This window comes from Mumia sp. zg.B53 (genome assembly GCF_019550935.1).
Classification (GTDB): Bacteria; Actinomycetota; Actinomycetes; order Propionibacteriales; family Nocardioidaceae; genus Mumia.
Genome location: NZ_JAHWCK010000001.1, coordinates 425327 through 442277, shown reverse-complemented (window position 1 = coordinate 442277; position 16951 = coordinate 425327). Strand labels below are relative to the sequence as shown.

21 protein-coding genes are annotated in these 16951 nt (G+C 68.1%); 12 read left to right on the top strand and 9 right to left on the bottom strand.

Annotated features, from left to right (window positions below):
* Positions 1–125 precede the first annotated feature (125 nt).
* Together KV102_RS02265 and KV102_RS02260 are read left to right on the top strand one after the other, a co-directional pair.
* Complete coding sequence (locus tag KV102_RS02265; RefSeq protein ID WP_220345182.1) at positions 126–629, top strand: tyrosine-type recombinase/integrase; 504 nt, start codon at positions 126–128, stop codon at positions 627–629.
* Between the two features lie 431 nt (positions 630–1060).
* On the top strand, positions 1061–1396 hold the full coding sequence (locus tag KV102_RS02260; protein WP_220345181.1) for a hypothetical protein: 336 nt from the start codon (positions 1061–1063) through the stop codon (positions 1394–1396).
* A 56-nt stretch (positions 1397–1452) separates the two neighbouring features.
* Here the strand turns inward: KV102_RS02260 and KV102_RS19440 are convergent, their stop codons facing one another.
* Complete coding sequence (locus KV102_RS19440; RefSeq protein ID WP_220345180.1) at positions 1453–2376, bottom strand: methylenetetrahydrofolate reductase; 924 nt, start codon at positions 2374–2376, stop codon at positions 1453–1455.
* Positions 2377–2481: 105 nt separating this feature from the next.
* Between KV102_RS19440 and KV102_RS02250 the strand changes: the two genes are divergently transcribed.
* Both KV102_RS02250 and KV102_RS02245 read left to right on the top strand, forming a co-directional pair.
* On the top strand, positions 2482–2772 hold the full coding sequence (locus tag KV102_RS02250) for an alpha/beta fold hydrolase (protein WP_220345179.1): 291 nt from the start codon (positions 2482–2484) through the stop codon (positions 2770–2772).
* Positions 2773–2992: 220 nt separating this feature from the next.
* A complete protein-coding gene (locus KV102_RS02245) occupies positions 2993–3526 on the top strand; it encodes a GNAT family N-acetyltransferase (RefSeq protein ID WP_220345178.1) in 534 nt (177 codons plus the stop codon).
* Here the strand turns inward: KV102_RS02245 and KV102_RS02240 are convergent.
* Together KV102_RS02240 and KV102_RS02235 are read right to left on the bottom strand one after the other, a co-directional pair.
* Positions 3523–4185: a hypothetical protein gene (locus KV102_RS02240; protein WP_220345177.1), complete on the bottom strand. Its 663-nt coding sequence runs from the start codon at positions 4183–4185 to the stop codon at positions 3523–3525. The genes KV102_RS02245 and KV102_RS02240 overlap by 4 nt on opposite strands.
* A gap of 91 nt (positions 4186–4276) precedes the next feature.
* A complete protein-coding gene (locus tag KV102_RS02235; protein WP_220345176.1) occupies positions 4277–4969 on the bottom strand; it encodes a hypothetical protein in 693 nt (230 codons plus the stop codon).
* Positions 4970–5082: 113 nt separating this feature from the next.
* Here KV102_RS02235 and KV102_RS02230 point away from each other — a divergent pair, with 113 nt between their 5' ends.
* The 5 genes from KV102_RS02230 (at position 5083) to KV102_RS02210 (ending at position 9919) form a co-directional block, all read left to right on the top strand.
* Complete coding sequence (locus KV102_RS02230) at positions 5083–5496, top strand: MarR family winged helix-turn-helix transcriptional regulator (RefSeq protein WP_220345175.1); 414 nt, start codon at positions 5083–5085, stop codon at positions 5494–5496.
* A gap of 106 nt (positions 5497–5602) precedes the next feature.
* Positions 5603–5986, top strand: coding sequence for a hypothetical protein (locus tag KV102_RS02225; protein WP_220345174.1), 384 nt, complete (start codon positions 5603–5605; stop codon positions 5984–5986).
* 58 nt (positions 5987–6044) lie between these two features.
* On the top strand, positions 6045–6647 hold the full coding sequence (locus KV102_RS02220; RefSeq protein WP_220345173.1) for a TetR/AcrR family transcriptional regulator: 603 nt from the start codon (positions 6045–6047) through the stop codon (positions 6645–6647).
* Positions 6648–6694: 47 nt separating this feature from the next.
* Positions 6695–8446: an AMP-binding protein gene (locus KV102_RS02215; protein WP_308290202.1), complete on the top strand. Its 1752-nt coding sequence runs from the start codon at positions 6695–6697 to the stop codon at positions 8444–8446.
* A gap of 93 nt (positions 8447–8539) precedes the next feature.
* Complete coding sequence (locus tag KV102_RS02210; RefSeq protein WP_220345172.1) at positions 8540–9919, top strand: MFS transporter; 1380 nt, start codon at positions 8540–8542, stop codon at positions 9917–9919.
* A 26-nt stretch (positions 9920–9945) separates the two neighbouring features.
* On the opposite strand, the gene KV102_RS02205 is transcribed toward KV102_RS02210, so the two are convergent.
* Both KV102_RS02205 and KV102_RS02200 read right to left on the bottom strand, forming a co-directional pair.
* Positions 9946–10641, bottom strand: coding sequence for a 1-acyl-sn-glycerol-3-phosphate acyltransferase (locus tag KV102_RS02205; protein WP_220345171.1), 696 nt, complete (start codon positions 10639–10641; stop codon positions 9946–9948).
* A 104-nt stretch (positions 10642–10745) separates the two neighbouring features.
* Positions 10746–11297: a helix-turn-helix domain-containing protein gene (locus KV102_RS02200; RefSeq protein ID WP_220341800.1), complete on the bottom strand. Its 552-nt coding sequence runs from the start codon at positions 11295–11297 to the stop codon at positions 10746–10748.
* A 123-nt stretch (positions 11298–11420) separates the two neighbouring features.
* On the opposite strand from KV102_RS02200, the gene KV102_RS02195 reads away from it, so the two are divergent.
* The 3 genes from KV102_RS02195 to KV102_RS02185 all read left to right on the top strand — a co-directional run bounded on the left by KV102_RS02195 (position 11421) and on the right by KV102_RS02185 (position 14137).
* Positions 11421–12254 carry an alpha/beta fold hydrolase gene (locus tag KV102_RS02195; RefSeq protein WP_220345170.1) on the top strand — a complete coding sequence of 278 codons (834 nt, stop codon included), beginning with the start codon at positions 11421–11423 and terminating at the stop codon, positions 12252–12254.
* 52 nt (positions 12255–12306) lie between these two features.
* A complete protein-coding gene (locus tag KV102_RS02190) occupies positions 12307–13161 on the top strand; it encodes an alpha/beta fold hydrolase (protein WP_220345169.1) in 855 nt (284 codons plus the stop codon).
* 124 nt (positions 13162–13285) lie between these two features.
* The gene (locus KV102_RS02185; RefSeq protein WP_220341797.1) at positions 13286–14137 is read left to right on the top strand and encodes an alpha/beta fold hydrolase; all 852 of its coding nucleotides are present in this window, start codon (positions 13286–13288) and stop codon (positions 14135–14137) included.
* A 20-nt stretch (positions 14138–14157) separates the two neighbouring features.
* Here the strand turns inward: KV102_RS02185 and KV102_RS02180 are convergent, their stop codons facing one another.
* The 4 genes from KV102_RS02180 to KV102_RS02165 all read right to left on the bottom strand — a co-directional run bounded on the left by KV102_RS02180 (position 14158) and on the right by KV102_RS02165 (position 16900).
* Positions 14158–14712 (bottom strand): TetR/AcrR family transcriptional regulator, encoded by a 555-nt coding sequence (locus tag KV102_RS02180; protein ID WP_220341796.1) that lies wholly within the window; start codon positions 14710–14712, stop codon positions 14158–14160.
* A 71-nt stretch (positions 14713–14783) separates the two neighbouring features.
* A complete protein-coding gene (locus KV102_RS02175) occupies positions 14784–15692 on the bottom strand; it encodes an NAD(P)-dependent oxidoreductase (protein WP_220345168.1) in 909 nt (302 codons plus the stop codon).
* 51 nt (positions 15693–15743) lie between these two features.
* Positions 15744–16430: a hypothetical protein gene (locus KV102_RS02170; protein ID WP_220345167.1), complete on the bottom strand. Its 687-nt coding sequence runs from the start codon at positions 16428–16430 to the stop codon at positions 15744–15746.
* 47 nt (positions 16431–16477) lie between these two features.
* Positions 16478–16900: a PPOX class F420-dependent oxidoreductase gene (locus KV102_RS02165; RefSeq protein ID WP_220341793.1), complete on the bottom strand. Its 423-nt coding sequence runs from the start codon at positions 16898–16900 to the stop codon at positions 16478–16480.
* Between the last annotated feature and the right edge of the window lie 51 nt (positions 16901–16951).

Below are 16951 nucleotides of genomic sequence, written 5' to 3'. Positions count from 1 at the left end.
TCGGAGATCTGTGATCTCCGAGCCTGAAGCGTCTGAGATTTGATACACCCTCCAGAACCCTCCTTCCCGGAGGCTACTTCTCCCGACTCGGACGACGGGTAGCCGGAGGTAGGGGAGTGTGGTCCATGACGAACCACACCGCCCCTGCTATTGCGGTTCTCACCAAGCCCACCGGCATCCTGGTGGCCGTCCGGCGTTCCAAGACCGACCAGGACGGCCACGGCCAGCTCGTCGGCGTCGCCCGCGGCCAACACCGTCAGACCGACCCCATCGGCGCCCTGGAAGCCTGGCTCAAGGTCCGCCCCCCGCAGGCCACGGCGCTCTTCACCCGGGTCTACGCATCCGGAACCGCCACCACCGAACGCATCGCCCCCCGAGCGGTCAGCAGACTCGTCCAGGACCGCGCCAACGCGGCGGGCTTCGAGGGCCTCCCCGTCACCGGGCACTCCCTTCGCGCCGGGCACGCCACCACGGCGTCGCTCAACGGCGCCCCGATCGAACGGATCGCCGCCCAGACCCGCCACCGCGACCTCAGCACGCTGCTCAACCACTACATCCGCCCCGCCGAAGCGCTCGCGACCAGCACCAGCCGCGACCTCGGAACTCTGAGCCGCCTCGATCGGCGCTGACCCCCGTACAAGCGTCCAGTCATCGGCGGGACCGCGCGGATCGCGGGAGATCCAGACGCGGATGGTCGCGTCCCAAAGGCGGCGTTGTGACCGTTGTTGGCGGGGGTGCTCAACGTCCTGACATGCCGATGAGCGTGCGTCCGTCCTGAGATCTAAGGTGCCGGAGGAAACCGGCACCAGTTCCATGTCCGCAGGGTCCAGCGAGGCACGTGCTCGCTCCGCCAGCAAGTCGGGGCTGTCTCGTAGCAGCGCGATGAGTTCATTCTGGCTGACGTAGCGGATGGGCATGCGGCTCATACTGCGTTGCCTGGCCGCCGTTCAAACCCACAGTCTCTTCAACCGGCCTCCGCACACGAACGCCCTCTCGCCGCGGAATGTCCCTCGCGTCCATCGCGGAGCGGGCTCAACTAACCAGGCATTCAACTGAGCATGTGATTGCCGAACTCGTCCGCACGGGTATGGCGTCTGCTGACGCCTATGCCTCTGACACCAGGCACGACAAACTCATCATGGAGCTTCAAGAGGAGGTGAATAAGCTTCAGAAGATAGTCGAGAACCCAGCCAAGCGGATCTCCAACTCAGACAAGCCCAAGCGGATCAAGAAGCCGGGAAGCCTCCCCGAGAACGGTTATGCCTTGTCGCCATTTGGCCGTACTTGCCTCGGGTATCTCGAGGATCTCGATCCCGAACAAGGTGAAGACATGGTGGAGGGCGAGGACCGCATGGCCCCTGCCGAGCCAGGCGAGCACGACGACCTCGAACTCTGATCTCTCATCTAGCCATGAGTTCGCGCGGTCCTGCCGATGTGCGGACGCGTCGGCCCTCAGCCAGAACGAACCTGGGCGGTCAGCCGCGCCGCGAGTTCCACTGAAGCCTCGATCTCTTCGCGCCGGATCGAGACGCTTTCCACGTTGAGGCCGAACGGAACCTCGAGTCGGCGGCAGAAGTCGGCGAGTTCAGCGGCTGTCGCTGCAGCTTGCTCCAACGAAGCGCTCAGCGGGTTCGTCGAGTGCCGCAGGTCGTTCTCGATCCAACGCGGGACGTCGACCCCGAGCCATCGAAGGAACTCGAGGGTCTTCATCGAGCCGCAGACCGAGAAGGTGAACACGATCGGCGCTGGAGGCATCTCTCGCGACTGGCACGCATAGCGGTAGTCAGAGACCAGGTTCTTGGCGGCGTTGACGTCGTAGACGACCTGGGTGACGAAGAAGCGACAGCCCGCCTCTTGCTTCGAGATCAGCCGCAGGTGCTCGTTCTCGCGGCGACTGTGCCGCTCAGGGATCGCAACTCCCCCGAGAAGCAACCCCGGGTTGAGCTCGGCGCGCAGCGCCTGCGCCTCGGCAAGGGACACCGGCCCGGAGGCGCTGCTGGAGGCGGCGCCGACCATCACCGTCAACGTGCGGCTGGGATCCTGCTCAGAGAGCCAGATGCGCAGACTTTCGCGCTGATACTTGCCAATCGCCCGGTAGACGATGACCGGCGTCCGCCACGACTGGAAGTGGTCGGACCGGTACTCGGAGGGGTCAACCGTCGGGCTGAAGGGGAACGGGCGCTCCGACGGGTTGCGGGAGCTCTCGTCGTCGATGTCGTACAGGACCAATCCGTCGAGGTTGAGGTGGTCCAATCGCTCGACGGTGGCGCGGGCGATCTCCGGGAACCGATCGGCGGGCGTCGACTGCCGCGGGGGCGTGATGGCAAAGAGGACGAAGTCGCCCTTGCCGGCCTCGATTCGCTTTGCGAGATCCACGTGGCGAGGGTAGCGGCGCCAGACCCGTCCTGATATGCCGCGATCCGAGTGTGCGGGTCGGCTGCTGACCTACCCGGCCGTTGACAAGCGTGACAGATTTCCCGCATGCAGCTCACGCGGACATACGAACGGCAGGGCCGCTCGGTCGCCTGGGACCGTCTCGGATCCGGGCCGGCCGTGGTTATGTGTCATGGCACCCCGTGGTCTTCGGCTTTGTGGCAACCCTTTGCTGAAGCTCTCAGCCGCGAGTTCGCCGTCTACCTATGGGACATGCCCGGCTACGGCCAATCGTCCATGAACCCCGGAGGTGCGGTTTCGTTGAGAGCACTCCTCCTGCACGGCGCATCCTTCGCTTCCTTGGCTCTGGTCGAGGGGATCGCAGGTTTTCCGACTTGATCGGAGTCGTCGCCGAGGTGGCTGATGGCCCGAAGGGGTCGCAGGTTCAAATCCTGTCAGCCCGACCGAACCGCTCAGGCCAGAGATGGCTTGTGAACTGCGGAGACAGGCCCGGGGATCTACGGATCCTCGGGCCTCACGCGTTCCCAGGACTCGGCGCGAGCCCATGAGCCGACGATTCGCCACTCCCACACAGGGTGCGGCGTGGGATCATCGAGCGGTGGGTGGTGTCCAGGAGATGAGGACCAACCGGCTGCGGTTGACCCGACCTGTGGCGAGCGACTCGGCGGGGGTGTTCGCGATCCTGGGAGACCCACGCACCGTTGAGCACAACCCGTCCGACCAGCTGGAGGACCTCGACGAGGCGGCTGAGCTGGTGGCCCGGTGGGTCCACCACTGGGACGAGCACGGCTTCGGCTACTGGTGCGTCCGTACGTCCGGTTCGGACCGCATCATCGGCTACGCCGGCGTCAAGCGGATGCTGATCCACGGACGTCCGGTGTTGAACCTGATCTATCGCTTCGTGCCGGAGGTGTGGGGACAGGGCTTCGCCACGGAGGCCGCCGCGGCCGTCGTGTCGAGGTGCCTGGACGAGATGCCGGGGGAGAGGATCGTGGCACGGGTGCGACCCGACAACCAGTCCAGCCAGAGCGTGGCGCTGAAGGCCGGACTGCAACGCGACGCGTCGATGGACTGCCAGGGCGAGGACGGCCTCGACCTCGCCTTCACGAGTCAGTGCACGGATCCTCCCTAGCGCAGGTGGAAGCGGGTCGCGAGGTCGTCGGCAAGGTCCTCGACGTCCCGCGAGCCGTCGACAGTGAGGACCGAGAGGTCGAGCTCGGCGCCCTGGCGTCGGACTTCGGCGTCCCACAGCGCGTCGCGAGCCAGTCGCACGGCGAGGGCCTCGTCGTGGTCGCTGTCCCCCCAGTTCGCTCGCGCTCTGGCGGCGTCGGCGAAGCGATCCCGCAACGCCTGCTCTCGGAACCTCGGGGCGGGCAGGAGGAACGCCGCCTGCTCGGGCCAGGTGAGCAGCGGAGCGACGTCGCGGGGCAGGGTCCGGAAGTCGTCGACGAGGACGGGACGTCCGGCAGGCAGCGCCAACAAGTCGTCGACGACGAAACCGAAGGTTTCACCGTGCAGGCTCGGCATCGACGCGAACACCTCTCGCGCACTCTTCCCGTTCCACGTCCGGGACGGCGGAGCCTGCAGCAACGCCCAGAAGCTCGGTGTCGCCTCCGGGGTGCAGCGGGCGACGTAGTCCCGTTCCGCGCGGTCCCCGTCGTAGACCAGCACGTCGTACCGCTCGGCCAGCGCTCGAGCAAGGGTGCTCTTGCCCGACCCGGTACCGCCTGCGATCCATCGGACGTGCGCGAGACGACGAGCAAGGTGTGGGCGATGGTGTTTGGTGGCCATGGCGCGAGACTGCCACCTCTCCGAGCCGGGGAGGAGTCCCTGTCTCCTTGGCCTGAGAGGCACGAGGTCGCGATGGGCGGCGGGTGTCCGCCTACGATCGGGCGGCATCGCGGTCTCGTACCAACACGGCGGCGCCGACGAGCGCACCCCAGCAGCCGACCGCGCCGGCGACCACGAGATTCAGCCACATCGGCAGCAGCCACGGGTAGGAGCCGACGAGGAACAGCACGCCAAGCGCGACGCCCGCGGTCACGGTGGCTCGACGTGCCCCGGTCGACCTCACCGGCACCGGCAGAGTGAACGCAACAATCCCGAGGCCAAGCAGTGCCAGATGTACGGCGCCGATGACCACACTTTCGAGAAGGACGATCGTCTCCACCGCGAGCTCGATGTCGGCGACCGGATAGACCAGACGGCCCAGCGCAAGCAGAACGACCACGAACGCGATGAGTGCCACGCCCAGTGCGACGAGCGCGGTCGTGCGGCGCAGCGGCGAGCCACGACCGTGCGCGCCGAACGCACCTGCGGCACCGGTTCCCCACGCGATGGTCGCGAAGAACAGGAATTCTCCCGCCCACGTGAGCTGGAAGCTGGCGTCGTCGACCCACAGGGCGACCGCGTCGGCGGTCGTCGGCAACGCTGGCACGGTCGCCAGAAGAGCCAGCGCCACGCTCGCGAGGAGCGCCCCCGCGATCCACAGCCACGCAAAAGCGACGGCACCACGATCTCTCCCCGCTCTTTCGACGACGGGCAGAGGTATCGCAGATGCTGTCGCGCCGTTCACGGCACCACCGTAGTGTCGGACCGGCTCGCTGAGCCGGGAGTCGTGCAGCGCGGCTGAGGAGGCGTACGACGGGTCGTCGCTAGGATGACGTCACCTGTGTGGAAAGGCTCGGTGTGGAGAACTCGAACGGGCTCACCGCCAGCCTTCTGGTGGCGGGGCACCAGGCGGCTCGCCTCTTGGAGTCTCATCTTTCTGCCACCGATCTGAGTGCGGGTGAGGCGGTCCTGGTGGCCTCTTTGGGCGACGGTCCCTTGACGATGTCGGACGTCATGTCGACGCTGCACATCCATGCATCCACGGCCACCAGCCTGGTCAGCCGGCTCGAAAAGGCCGCCTACGTCTATCGATCGTCCAATCCGGAGGACCGACGATCACGGCTCGTCCATCTCACCTCCTCCGGTCGGCGTCAGCTGGAGGCCATCGGGCCGGCCTTTCGGGCGGTCGACTCGATGTTGGCCGCGCGTGCTGGTGCGAACGCGGTTGCCGGCTGCACGACGGTGCTTGAAGCTCTGGCAGAGGCGGAGTGATCCGAAGTCACCCACGTCCGCTTAATCCGCTGTCCCGTGACCCTGGGCAGGCATATACTACGAACTCGTAGTAATGGCGGTCGAGCAGGGACGGAATGGGGATGGAATGAACGACCTCGAGTTTCTCGACAGATTCACTGCGGGCGACCTGGACGACTTCCCGCACGTCGACCACGTACGAATGGTCTACCTGCAGACGCGACGAGCGGGAAAGGAGGATGCGATTCGCTTGGCCAGGGCCGGGTTGAAGGCCATGGCTGAAGCGACGGGCCACCCTGGCAAGTACCACGAGACGATCACCATGGCCTGGGCACGCCTGGTGGGGGACAAGACTGCTTCCGACCCGGGAGACGACTTCGAGGACTTCATCCGGAGGAACCCTCAGTTCTTGCGTTCCGACCTGCTCGAGGACTACTACTCGCGTGCACGTCTTTTCTCACCTGAGGCCAGAGCGGGATTCGTCCCTCCGGACGTGCAGCCTCTCCCGTAGGGGACCCGTCCGTTAACATGAACACTGGTGTCTGCACCAGCGGGGAAGGGTGGATGGCGTGACTCAGGCCAAGACCAGCGCGTCTGTCGAGGACGAAGCCCCCGATCGCGGCAAGCGCGCCGACGCCGTGCGCAACATCGAAGCGATCGTGGCCGCGGCCACGCGGCTGCTGGCGGTCAATCCGGACGTGAGCGTCAACGAGATCGCCAAGGCCGCCGGGGTGGGGCGGGTGACGCTCTACGGTCACTTCGACTCCCGCGCGGCCTTGATCGGCGAGGTCGTCGACCGGGCTATCGTCCACACTGACAAGGCACTGGCAGGAGTGGACCTCGACGGCGATCCCCGCGAGGCGCTCGGCAGGCTGCTGGAAGAGACCTGGCACCTCACCCACAGATTCGGCGCCGTCGTGGTCGCCGCGTCCCAGGTGCTGTCGCCTGAGCAGATCCGCCGCGCCCACGACGAGCCTGCTGCCCGTGTCCGCGGCCTGCTCGAGCGCGGACGGGAGGCCGGCCAGTTCCGCGACGACGTGCCGATCGAGTGGCAGATCAGCGTGATCCAGGCGATCCTGCACGGCGCCTCGGCTGCGGTTCACCGCGGCGAGATCAGCCCCGAGGACGCCCCCGTACTGGTGCGTGACACCACGCTTGCGGCGCTGTCCTGAGCCTGCCACGAGCCTCCTCCACCTTGTCCGGGTGAGAAGATGGAGACGTGGAAGAGTTCGTGGGTACGACCGAGGAAGACAGCGAACGGCCGTGGGCCAGCCACTACCCGCCCGGGGTGCCTGACCGCATCGAGATCCCCGACGAGCCGGTCACGGCCCCGTTCGAGCGCGCTGTCCAGCGCTGGCCTGACCGGGTCGCGCTGGACTTCCTCGGTGCGTCCCTGACCTATGCGCAGGCCGACGAGCAGATCCGGCGGGCAATGGTGGCCCTGCGCCGCCTCGGGGTCGATCGAGGGGAGCGGGTCGCGCTGGTCCTCCCCAACTGCAGCTCCCACGTCATCGCGTACCACGCGGTGCTGCGACTCGGGGCTGTGGCGGTCGAGCTGAACCCGACGTACACCGCCGACGAGCTGCACCACCTGCTCATCGACTCTGGCGCCCGGTTCGCGATCGTCTGGCACAAGGCGGTCGAGCCGGTGCTGTCGGCGCGCCCTGGGACTCCACTGACCCAGGTGGTCAGCGTGGACATGGTTCGGGACCTGCCCCTCCGATCGCGGCTCTTGCTCCGCCTGCCCGTGACGGCAGCGCGGGAGAAGCGGGCAGCGCTGCGCGGCGTCGTACCCCCTGACGTCGCGGACTGGCACGACCTGCTCCGGCAGGCGGGTGCTGGGGACGAACCTGAGGCGGTTTCGTCAGAATCCGTCGGTGGTGACGACCTGGCGCTGCTGCAGTACACCGGCGGAACGACCGGCACCCCGAAGGCCGCCATGCTCTCGCACCGCAACCTGGTCGCGAATCTCGTGCACGGCGAGACCTGGGTGGGGTTCCGACCGGGGGAGGAGACGGTGTACGGCGTGCTGCCGTTCTTCCATTCCTTCGGCCTCACCTTCTGCCTCAACCTCCCGGGACAGATCGGGGCGACGCTGGTCATGTTCCCGAACTTCGACCCGGCGGAGGTACTGAAGGCGGCGGGCCGACGCCCTGCGACCTTTATCGCGGGTGTGGCGCCGATGTTCGACCGGATCGCCACGGCCGCGCAGTCGATGCCCCACCCGCCGTCCGAAGGATTGCGGCAGATCCGTCTCGCCTTCGCCGGCGCGATGCCGATCCCCGCGGAGACCGTCGAGCGGTGGGAGGCGCTGACCGGCGGGCTGCTGATCGAGGGCTACGGGATGACCGAGTGCGCGCCGGTCGCGCTCGGCAACCCCTGCGCCCCGACGCGGCGTCCGGGCACCCTGGGCGTGCCGTTCCCGAACACCGACATCCGCATCGTCGACATCGACGACCCGTCGGTCGTCGTCGAAGCCGACAGTGACGGCGTACGCCGCGGTGAGCTGCTGGTGCGCGGTCCGCAGGTGTTCCTCGGCTACTGGAACCGACCGGAGGAGACGGCCCATCAGCTGCTGCCCGGCGGATGGCTGCGTACGGGTGATGTCGTCGAGGTGGACGCGACCGGCTGGGTCCGCCTCGTGGACCGGGTCAAGGAGATGATCATCGTCGGCGGGTTCAAGGTCTATCCGTCGCCGGTGGAGGACCACCTCCGTACGCTCGCCGGGGTGGTCGACGTCGCCATCGTGGGCCTCCCAGCTTCGGGTGGCGACGACCTGGTCGTCGCGGTGCTCGTCCTTGAGCTCGACGCCGTGGAGCCGACGGTGGAGGAGGTCCAGGCCCACGCCGAGCAGTACGTCGCCCGCTACGCCCTCCCGCGCGCGGTGTACGTCGTCGACGAGCTCCCGCGGTCCCAGATCGGCAAGGTGATGCGGCGGGTCGTCCGCGAGCGGCTCATCGAGGGGCCTTAGCACTCAGGAGCATCCACCCTCTTGTCGAACAGTCGTGTTCGAGTTACTGTACTCGAACGCGACTGTTTGAGTTATGGGTGAGGGGGTTGTGCGATGGATGCATCCGATGCTGTGGCGACAGAGGGCGCTGCTGTTTCCGATCGGCGACGTTGGCGCACGTTGGGTCTGCTGGGTGTGGCGCAGCTGATGCTGATCGTCGATGTCACGGTGGTCGCGATCGCCCTGCCGGACATGCAGGCCGATCTCGCACTCGACCGTACGGGCGTCGCCTGGGTGGCGAGCAGCTATGCGTTGGTGTTCGGCGGGTTGATGCTGCTCGGTGGCAAGGCCGCCGACGTCCTCGGTCCCCGTCGGGTGGTGCTCAGCGGGCTCGGCGTCTTCGTGGCGGCGTCTCTGCTGGCGGGGCTGTCCGGCAACGGCGAGATGCTGTTGGTCGCGCGGGTGCTGCAGGGTCTGGGTGCCGCGGCGATGTCTCCGGCGGCACTCTCGGTGATCGTACGAACGTTCACCGGCGCCGAGCTGACTCGCGCGATCGGGGTGTGGTCAGCGCTGGGAGGAGCGGGTGCGGCGATCGGGGTGCTCCTCGGCGGTGTGCTGACCGCTGGTCCTGGTTGGCCGTGGGTGTTCCTCATCAACATCCCTGTCGGCGTCGTGCTGCTGGTCGGCCTGGTGAGATCGGTGCGGCCGTTGCCGGGCTCGGGTGGCAGCGTCGACGTCGTGGGCGCCGCGCTGGTCACCGCCGCGACCGGGGCCGTGGTGTACGGGTTGGTGGCCGCCGGGGACAAGGGCTGGCTCAGTCTTCATACCCTGATCGCCGTCGCGGCCGGCGTTGCTGGATACGCGCTCTTCGGGTGGCGGATCCGCAACGCCGCAGCGCCGCTCATCGATCCGGCCATGCTGCGCCGTGCTTCGGTGGTGCGCGGCCTCGCGTTGATCTTCCTGGCGACGGCGCTGATGATCTCGGTGTTCTTCCTGGGCTCGTTCGCCCTGCAGCACCTGCATGGGTTCAGTGCGCTGGAGACCGGCCTGTCGTTCCTGCCGGTCGCTCTCGGCACCATTCTCGGCTCGACCCTTGCCGGGCAGATTATTCCGCGCCGGGGCGTGCGCGCGGTCTCGATCGTGGGTCTGCTCGTCGCAGCCGCAGGACTGGCCACAGCCGCGGCGGTCTTCTCGATGACCGTCCTGATCGTCGCCACCAGTGTGGCCGCGCTGGGTATCGGTGCGACCTTCGTGGCCGCGGCGGGCAGCATGTTCTCCGCCGTCCGACCGGAGGAGGCGGGAGTGGCCTCCGGTGCACTCAGCACCTTCCACGAGTTCGGAGCCGCGGCCGGTGTCTCCGCGATCTCGAGCGTCGCGGCTGCGGCGCTCCTGACTCCAGGCTTCGCCGCCTTCGCCTCGGGCTACTGGTTCGCCGCAGCCGTCGCACTCGCCGCGTGCCTGGCATCCCTTGTCCCGTCTCCCAGGGTGTCGTGAGAGTGGCTCAGGCAGGCGTCGGCGGGTCAGGGCGTCGGGCTGTCAGGCGTCTCGTCGCGGCGCTGAAGCTCGTCAGCGGTCGGGTGACGGTCGACGTACTCCTGCCCGCTCAGCTTCTGGATGGCGGCCATCAACGCATCGGTGGCCTCGCGCCACGCCTCCGGGTCGTCGGCTCGGTGACGCCACGGACTCAGGTCGATCGGATCACCGAGGTGCACCTCGGTGCGGCCCCGGCGCCAGCCGCGGTGTCCCGGCGGGTCGATCTCCCTGGTGCCGCGGAGCCCGACCGGCACGACGGCTGCGTCGGGCACGGACAGCGCCACCCGCATGGCCCCCGTACGCCCGCGGTAGAGGCGACCGTCGGGCGAGCGGGTGCCTTCGGGATAGATGACCCACACGCCGCCCTCGCACAAGGTCCCGCGCGCCCCCTCGAGAGCAGCATCCGCGCTGCCCGCGCCCGAGCGTTCGATCGGGATCTGGCCGGTGACGCGGCACAGCGTGCCGTACAGCCGTCCGCGCAGACTGCCACGCGCAAAGTAGTCACTCTTGGCGACGAAGGTCACCCGACGGGAGAGGGCGGCACACACGACGAGTGAGTCGATCTCGCTCAGATGGTTCGGCGCGAAGACGACGGGCCCCGCGGGCAGCTTTCCGATCAGCCTCGGGCGCGTGACCCAGTGCACGAGAGGACCCAGCAGGACGTACTTGATGAGCCAGTACACGCAACCTCCTCGGGGGAGCCTGATCCTTTCATGCCGGGGAGATCGTCCGGCGGGCGACCGCTGACCCTGAGAGCCCACCACGCGCGTGACGTTGCTCTCGCTCGCTAGGCACCGTCGGTGCCGGTCTGCCGCAGCCACGGACGTCCGCCGCTGCCACCCGGGGTGCGGGCGAGTCGGTCGCGGGTGTCCCTCGGCCCGTCGTAGTCGTCCGGATAGCCGGGACCGACGCAGAACTGCACATCATCCGGTCCGACGGTCTCCCCGCACACCTCGCACACCAGCCGGCCGACAATCGCATGGTCGGGCTCATGATGGTGGAGGGTCACCGGCGCGCCGTCGCCGCCGTCCAGCCATCGGTCGCCCCAGGCCAGCATCGCCACCAGCACGGGGAAGAAGTCACGTCCCATCTCCGTCAGCACGTACTCGTAGCGCGGCGGATTGTCCTGGTAGAACTCCTTCTTCAGGACGCCCGCGTCGACGAGCTTGCCCAAGCGGTCCGACAGCGTGTTTCGGGCGATGCCGAGCGACCGTTGGAACTGGTCGAACTTCGTGAGGCCCTGCATCGCATCTCGCGCAATCAGCAACGTCCACGCATCGCCGAACAGCTCCGCCGAGCGAGCGATCGAGCACGGCCACGTCGAGAACTCACGCTTCATCAGTCAATTCTAGCAACTGAGTCCATTTCCACTTGCGCGAGTAGTGAATCGCAACTAAGTTGCGATGCACTACTCACTGCGAGGAGCGCGCCGCGTTCTTCGCCCACCGTCGGAGGCGACGACATGGCAAGAATCACCGTGGGTCACGAGAACGGCGCCCCCGTGGAGCTCCACTACGAGATGCACGGGCAGGGGGCTCCAGTCGTCCTCATCCATGGGTGGCCCCTGAACGGGCGCTCCTGGGAGATGCAGATCGCCCCGCTCGTCGCCGCGGGGCACCAGGCGATCACGTACGACCGCCGTGGCTTCGGCCTGTCGACGCCGGCCTGGGAGGGGCACGATTTCGACACTGCCGCAGCGGACCTCGACTCACTCATGGCGCAGCTCGACCTGAGCGACGTGACGCTGGTCGGATTCTCGGCCGGTGGAGGTGTGGCGGCCCGCTACCTCGGGACCTACGGCACCGACCGCGTCGCCAAGGCGGTCCTGGCGAGCGCTGTCACGCCGTACTTGTACGCCACCGAAGGCAACCCTGGCGGCGGACTCGACGATGCGACGATCGGACACTTCGAGGCTGGCATCGCCGCCGACCGTGCTGACTTCGTCGACCACTTTCTGACGATGTTCTACTCCAACGCCGACGGCCTGACCGTCAGCGAGGCGCAGCGCGCGTACGGGCGCGACCTGGCGAACGAGGCTTCACCCCGCGCCACCCTGGCCGGAGTCTCCGCGTTCGGGCGGACGGACTTCCGGGCCGATCTGGAGAAGCTTGCCGTCCCGACGCTGATCGTCCATGGAGATGCCGACCAGGTCGTCCCCTTCTCGATCAGTGGACGCCGATCCGCGGAGGCGGTACGCGGCAGCGAGCTCGTCGTCATCGACGGCGGTCCGCACGGCATCAACGTGTCCCACTCCGAGCAGTTCAACGCCGCCCTCTTGACGTTCCTCGCACGCTGAGGTCCGCGAGGTCAGCACCCATCGGCGCGACGCGCCAAGAAAGGAATCCATCATGTCCATCGCCACGCCCAGAAAGTTCAGAGTCGTCGGTCTCCTCGCTGCGGCGGCCGCAGTGGTGGGGCTCGCCCTCCCCGCTGCAACCTCCGCCGCCGCACCCTCGACCCATCCGAAGCCGGTCAAACCGACCGTCGTCCTCGTCCACGGCGCGTGGGCGGATGCCTCGAGCTTCGCTCCCGTCACGGCTGCCCTTCAAGAAGACGGCTACAAGGTCGTGAGCGCTCCGAACCCGCTGCGCTCCCTCGCCACCGACGCGGCGTACGTGGCCGCGTTCGTCAACCAGAACACCACCGGACCAGTCGTCCTGGTGGGTCACTCGTACGGGGGCAGCGTCATCACGAACGCTGCGACAGAGACGCCGCGGGTCAAGGCGCTGGTGTACGTGAACGCGTTCGCCCCGGACGAGGGAGAGAGCGCCTACGAGCTGACGGGTGCCAAGCCCGGATCTCTCCTGAACGTGCCTCCGGCGGACCTCGGCACCGTGTTCGACTTCGTCCAGTTCCCCGGCGCCGGAGTCGACGACTACGACGCGTACGTCAAGCCGGCCCGCTTCCGCGAGATCTTCGCTGCCGGCCTGTCGCGCGACCGGGCAGCCGTTCTCGCCGCCGGTCAGCGGCCGATCACGACCGAGAGTGCCCTGAAGGCGCGCTCGGGGGCGCCGGCGTGGAAGACGATCACGAGCTACTTCTTCGTCGGCACGACCGACAAGGTGATCCCTCCCGCTCAACAGCTGGCCATGGCCGACCGGGCTGGAGGTGTCGTGGTGAAGGCCAAGGCCGACCACCTCTCCATGCTCGAGGTGCCCCACAAGGTCGCCCACCTCATCGAGAGGGCCGCCGTGACTCGCTAGAACGAACGACGACGGGGCCGGTGGTCGCGGAGGCTGCCGGCCCCGGCTCATTAATCCCTGGACGTGGAGCAGGCCCGGTGCTGTACTGGATGTACCAGGTGGTACATCCAGTGAGGAGCACTTCATGCCTACCCTTCGACTCTCGGCCGGTGAGATCGACTACTCCGACTCCGGCGGTGACGGGCCGGTCCTCGTGCTCCTGCACGGGGTCACCATGGACGGCGGCATCTGGGACGACGTCGTCGCGGCGTTGGGACCTGGCTTCCGCTGTATCGCTCCGACGCTCCCGTTGGGGAGCCATCGGCGTCCGATGGAGAGGACAGATCTGGTCACTCACCGGGGCGTGGCGGCGATGGTGGGGGAGCTGCTCGAGGCTCTGGACCTGCACCAGGTGACGCTGGTGCTCAACGACTGGGGGGGTGCCCAGTTCCTCCTGGCCGATGGCCCGAACGAGCGGATCGCCGGAGCCGCGCTCGTCGCCTGCGAGGCGTTCGACAACTTCCCGCCAGGTCGACCGGGCAAGGCGGTCACCACCGCTGCCCGCGTGCCCGGTCTGCTCTGGCTCTCGATGCAGCTCCACCGCACCGGTTGGTTCCGCCGGGCTCCGGGCGCCTGGGGGTGGATGAGCAAGCAGCCGGTGCCGGATGCGGTGATGGACCGCTGGTTCGCGCCCGCACGGCTCGACGCTGGCGTGCGTCGCGATCTGCGGGCGTTCGCGCTGTCCACACCGTCGAGCGCCGAGCTCGTCGGACTGACGCAACGGCTTCGGTCCTTCGACGGGCCAGTGCTGGTGGTCTGGGCCGTGGAGGACAAGCTGATGCCTCGGGAGCACGGCCACCGCTTGGCCGCGTTGTTCGATCACGGGCGCCTGGTGGAGGTCGACGACTCCTACACGCTGGTGCCCGTCGACCAGCCCGATGCGCTGGCCGCCGAGCTTGGTCGCTTCGTCACCGCCGAGGTGACCGTCGGTCGCTGAGTGTCGATCGTCGCGCGCAGTCACCGCCCTGGCCACGTCTCGTCCAACACGGTGCGCACGGCGAGGTCTGCGGCGGCCCGGTCCCCGGTGATCGCCAGCTCCCAGAGGGCTCCACGCACCACCGCGATGCCGGCCCGCGCCAGCTCCTCTGCCCGCTCAGGGGACTCGCCGTAGGCGACCAGGTGAGCGCTGATCTGGCGCACCCAGGCGGCCGTGCCCTCACGGAAGGACTGTGTCCACGCCGCGTCCTTCATCGCGGGTGCGGACAGCTCGAACACGAGGGGCGTGATGGCGCTGCCCGCGGCCATCACCTCCCACATCCGCCAGGCGTTGCCACGTGGGTCGGCGGGGTCCGCACCAGTGAGCGCGTCGAGCACGGCCTGCTGGCTGTGCCAGAGGTGCGAGACGACCGCAGCGAGCAGATCCTCGCGGGACCCGAAGTGGTAGATCAGCATTCGATGGCTGGTGCCCATCTCTGCGGCGAGGGTGCGCAGGCTGGTGCCACCGACCCCGCGGGCCACGAAGACGGCGATCGCCTTCTCGAGGAGCTCCTCGCGCGGACGTGGACTGGCCATGAACCGGATGGTACAGACATGGCGACCCTGCGGAGCGGCTGCTCGACGCCTCGCCAGACCGCCGAGGCGCACTAGTGGTAGAGCGCCGGAGCGAACGCGTACGCCACCGACGCCACGTCCTCGTCACCTCGACCGAGCTCCACCGTCTCGTCGAACAGCGCGGTCAGTGTCGTGAGGAGAGTTTCGTTGAGCTGTCCGGCGACGGCCGATTGTGCGAGTCGTAGGTCTTTGAGGAGGCCGTTCGTGGCGAACTGGGGATCATAGTCGCCGGCGAGGATCTCCCTACCCTTCGACTGGGCGTACGGACTGTCCGAGGTCGAGCCGCCGATCGCCTCGAGGAACAGACGCGGGTGCAGGCCGAGCACGTCGGCGACCTTCATCGCCTGCGCCGTCCCCGCGGTGAGGCACGCGAGCCAGGTGTTGCACGCCAGCTTCAGTCCCGTTCCGGCACCGGCGCGGGTGCCGGCTCGGACGGTCTTGGCGCCGTACGCCTGGAACACGGGGGAGAGAGCGGATACGAGCTCGTCCGGACCAGACGCGAGGATGGTGAGCCGCCCGTCCTCAGCCGGGCCTTTGGTGCCGAGGACGGGTGCGTCGACGAAGCGCAGACCGTGGTCCTCGGCTAGCGCGTGCGCGCGTTCGGTGCCCTCGATGCCGATGGTTCCGCTCTGGATCCAGACAGCGTCCTCAGGCGCGTACGGCAACCAGCCGTCGGCGACCTCCAGGACGGCAGCCGCGTCGACGAGCATGGTGAGGACGACGGCGGCGCGCTCCACGGCGCGGTCGAGGGCCGGCTCTACACCGATCCCGTCGTCCGCGAGTGGACGGGCGTGCTCGATCGTCCGGTTCCAGACAGTCACCTGGAACCCAGCGTGCCGCAGCCGACGGGCGATCGCCGCCCCCATGATGCCCGTGCCCAGAACGGTGACTGTGGTCGTCGACGGGTCGAGGTCAGCGAGATCGGTGTGATGGTGTGTCATCGTGGGCCCCTGATTGGGATCGTACCCACAAGACTTCGGCGTGACGCGTCGTCAGAGCGACGACTGGCGGGGTCCTGGAGCCGACGGAGCGCCCAGCTCAGGAGTGACGATCTTGCCCTCGAGCTGCGGCGCCGCCTTGTGCAGCCTGCCCCTGCGCCACGCGGCGTGGATGGCGGCCGCGGCGACGAGCGCGCCCAGCGTGCCGAGGGTGAGGTCACCGAGCGTGTCCGAGTAGGCGCTGTGGCGCTCCGCAGACTTGCTGATGAACGCGAAGTACTCCGCCAGCTCCCAGACCACCGCGGCAGTCACCCCGAAGGCGAGCGCGCGTTCGAGGGTCATGCCCAGGGTCGCCGTACGAGGGAGAGTCAGCAGGATCACGGCCCCTGCCAGCAGACCGGTGTTCATGAAGTGCATCCAGTCGTCGAACCACACGATCGTGTCGTAGAGGTCCATCCGGTTGCCGAGGATGTCGGTGAAGCACGTGATGGTGACGAGGAGGTCGGCGAGCCACGGGAAGGACGCCCGCTCACGCCAGTAGAGGTGCCAGATCACCGGGATGGTGAACGCCAGCATCGGGTAGGCGATCGCCCGGAGCCCCGCACCCTTGTCCTCGAGGTTGCCGAACTGCGGGAAGGCGAGGGCCAGCGCCAGCATGAGCACCAGCAGGCCCTTGGCTGCGACGTCGAGGAGGCGGACCAGCGCCGGAACGGGGTGCCGGATCGCGGCGACGTCACTCATGCGCTTACGCTAGCGGAGCCGCGTCGCGACGACGACGAGGGGTTTGTTCAACCGCCCGCCTGGTCGTTGTCCTTGAGCGCGCCCCAGCCGTGCCAGCGCTCGATCTCGATCCAGGCGCTGACCCGCCGGCGGTCTCTGGTGGGGTACGCGCGACCCGTGTAGTGCGTCGACAGGCGGTCGATGTCGACGAGCCCTTCGTCGTCGTGCATCTCGACGACCCGGCCCATCACCGTGACGTGGGTGGCCCACCCGTCCTCGGCGAGCATCGTGAGGCTGACTCGCGGCTCGCGGCGCAGATGCTTCAACCGGACTCGGCCCTCGTCCATGTTGACGAGGATGCGGCCGTCGTCCCAGAGGTACCAGGTGGCCGTCGTGACCGGGGACCCGTCCTGGCGGACGGTGGCGATCACGCAGGGGTTCGGACGGCGCAGGAGCGCGATGGCCTCATCGGGCAGCGGTGGCTTCGACACGGACGATCTCCTTCGCGGGCGGCGGACGTCTCCCGTCACGTTACGCGGCAG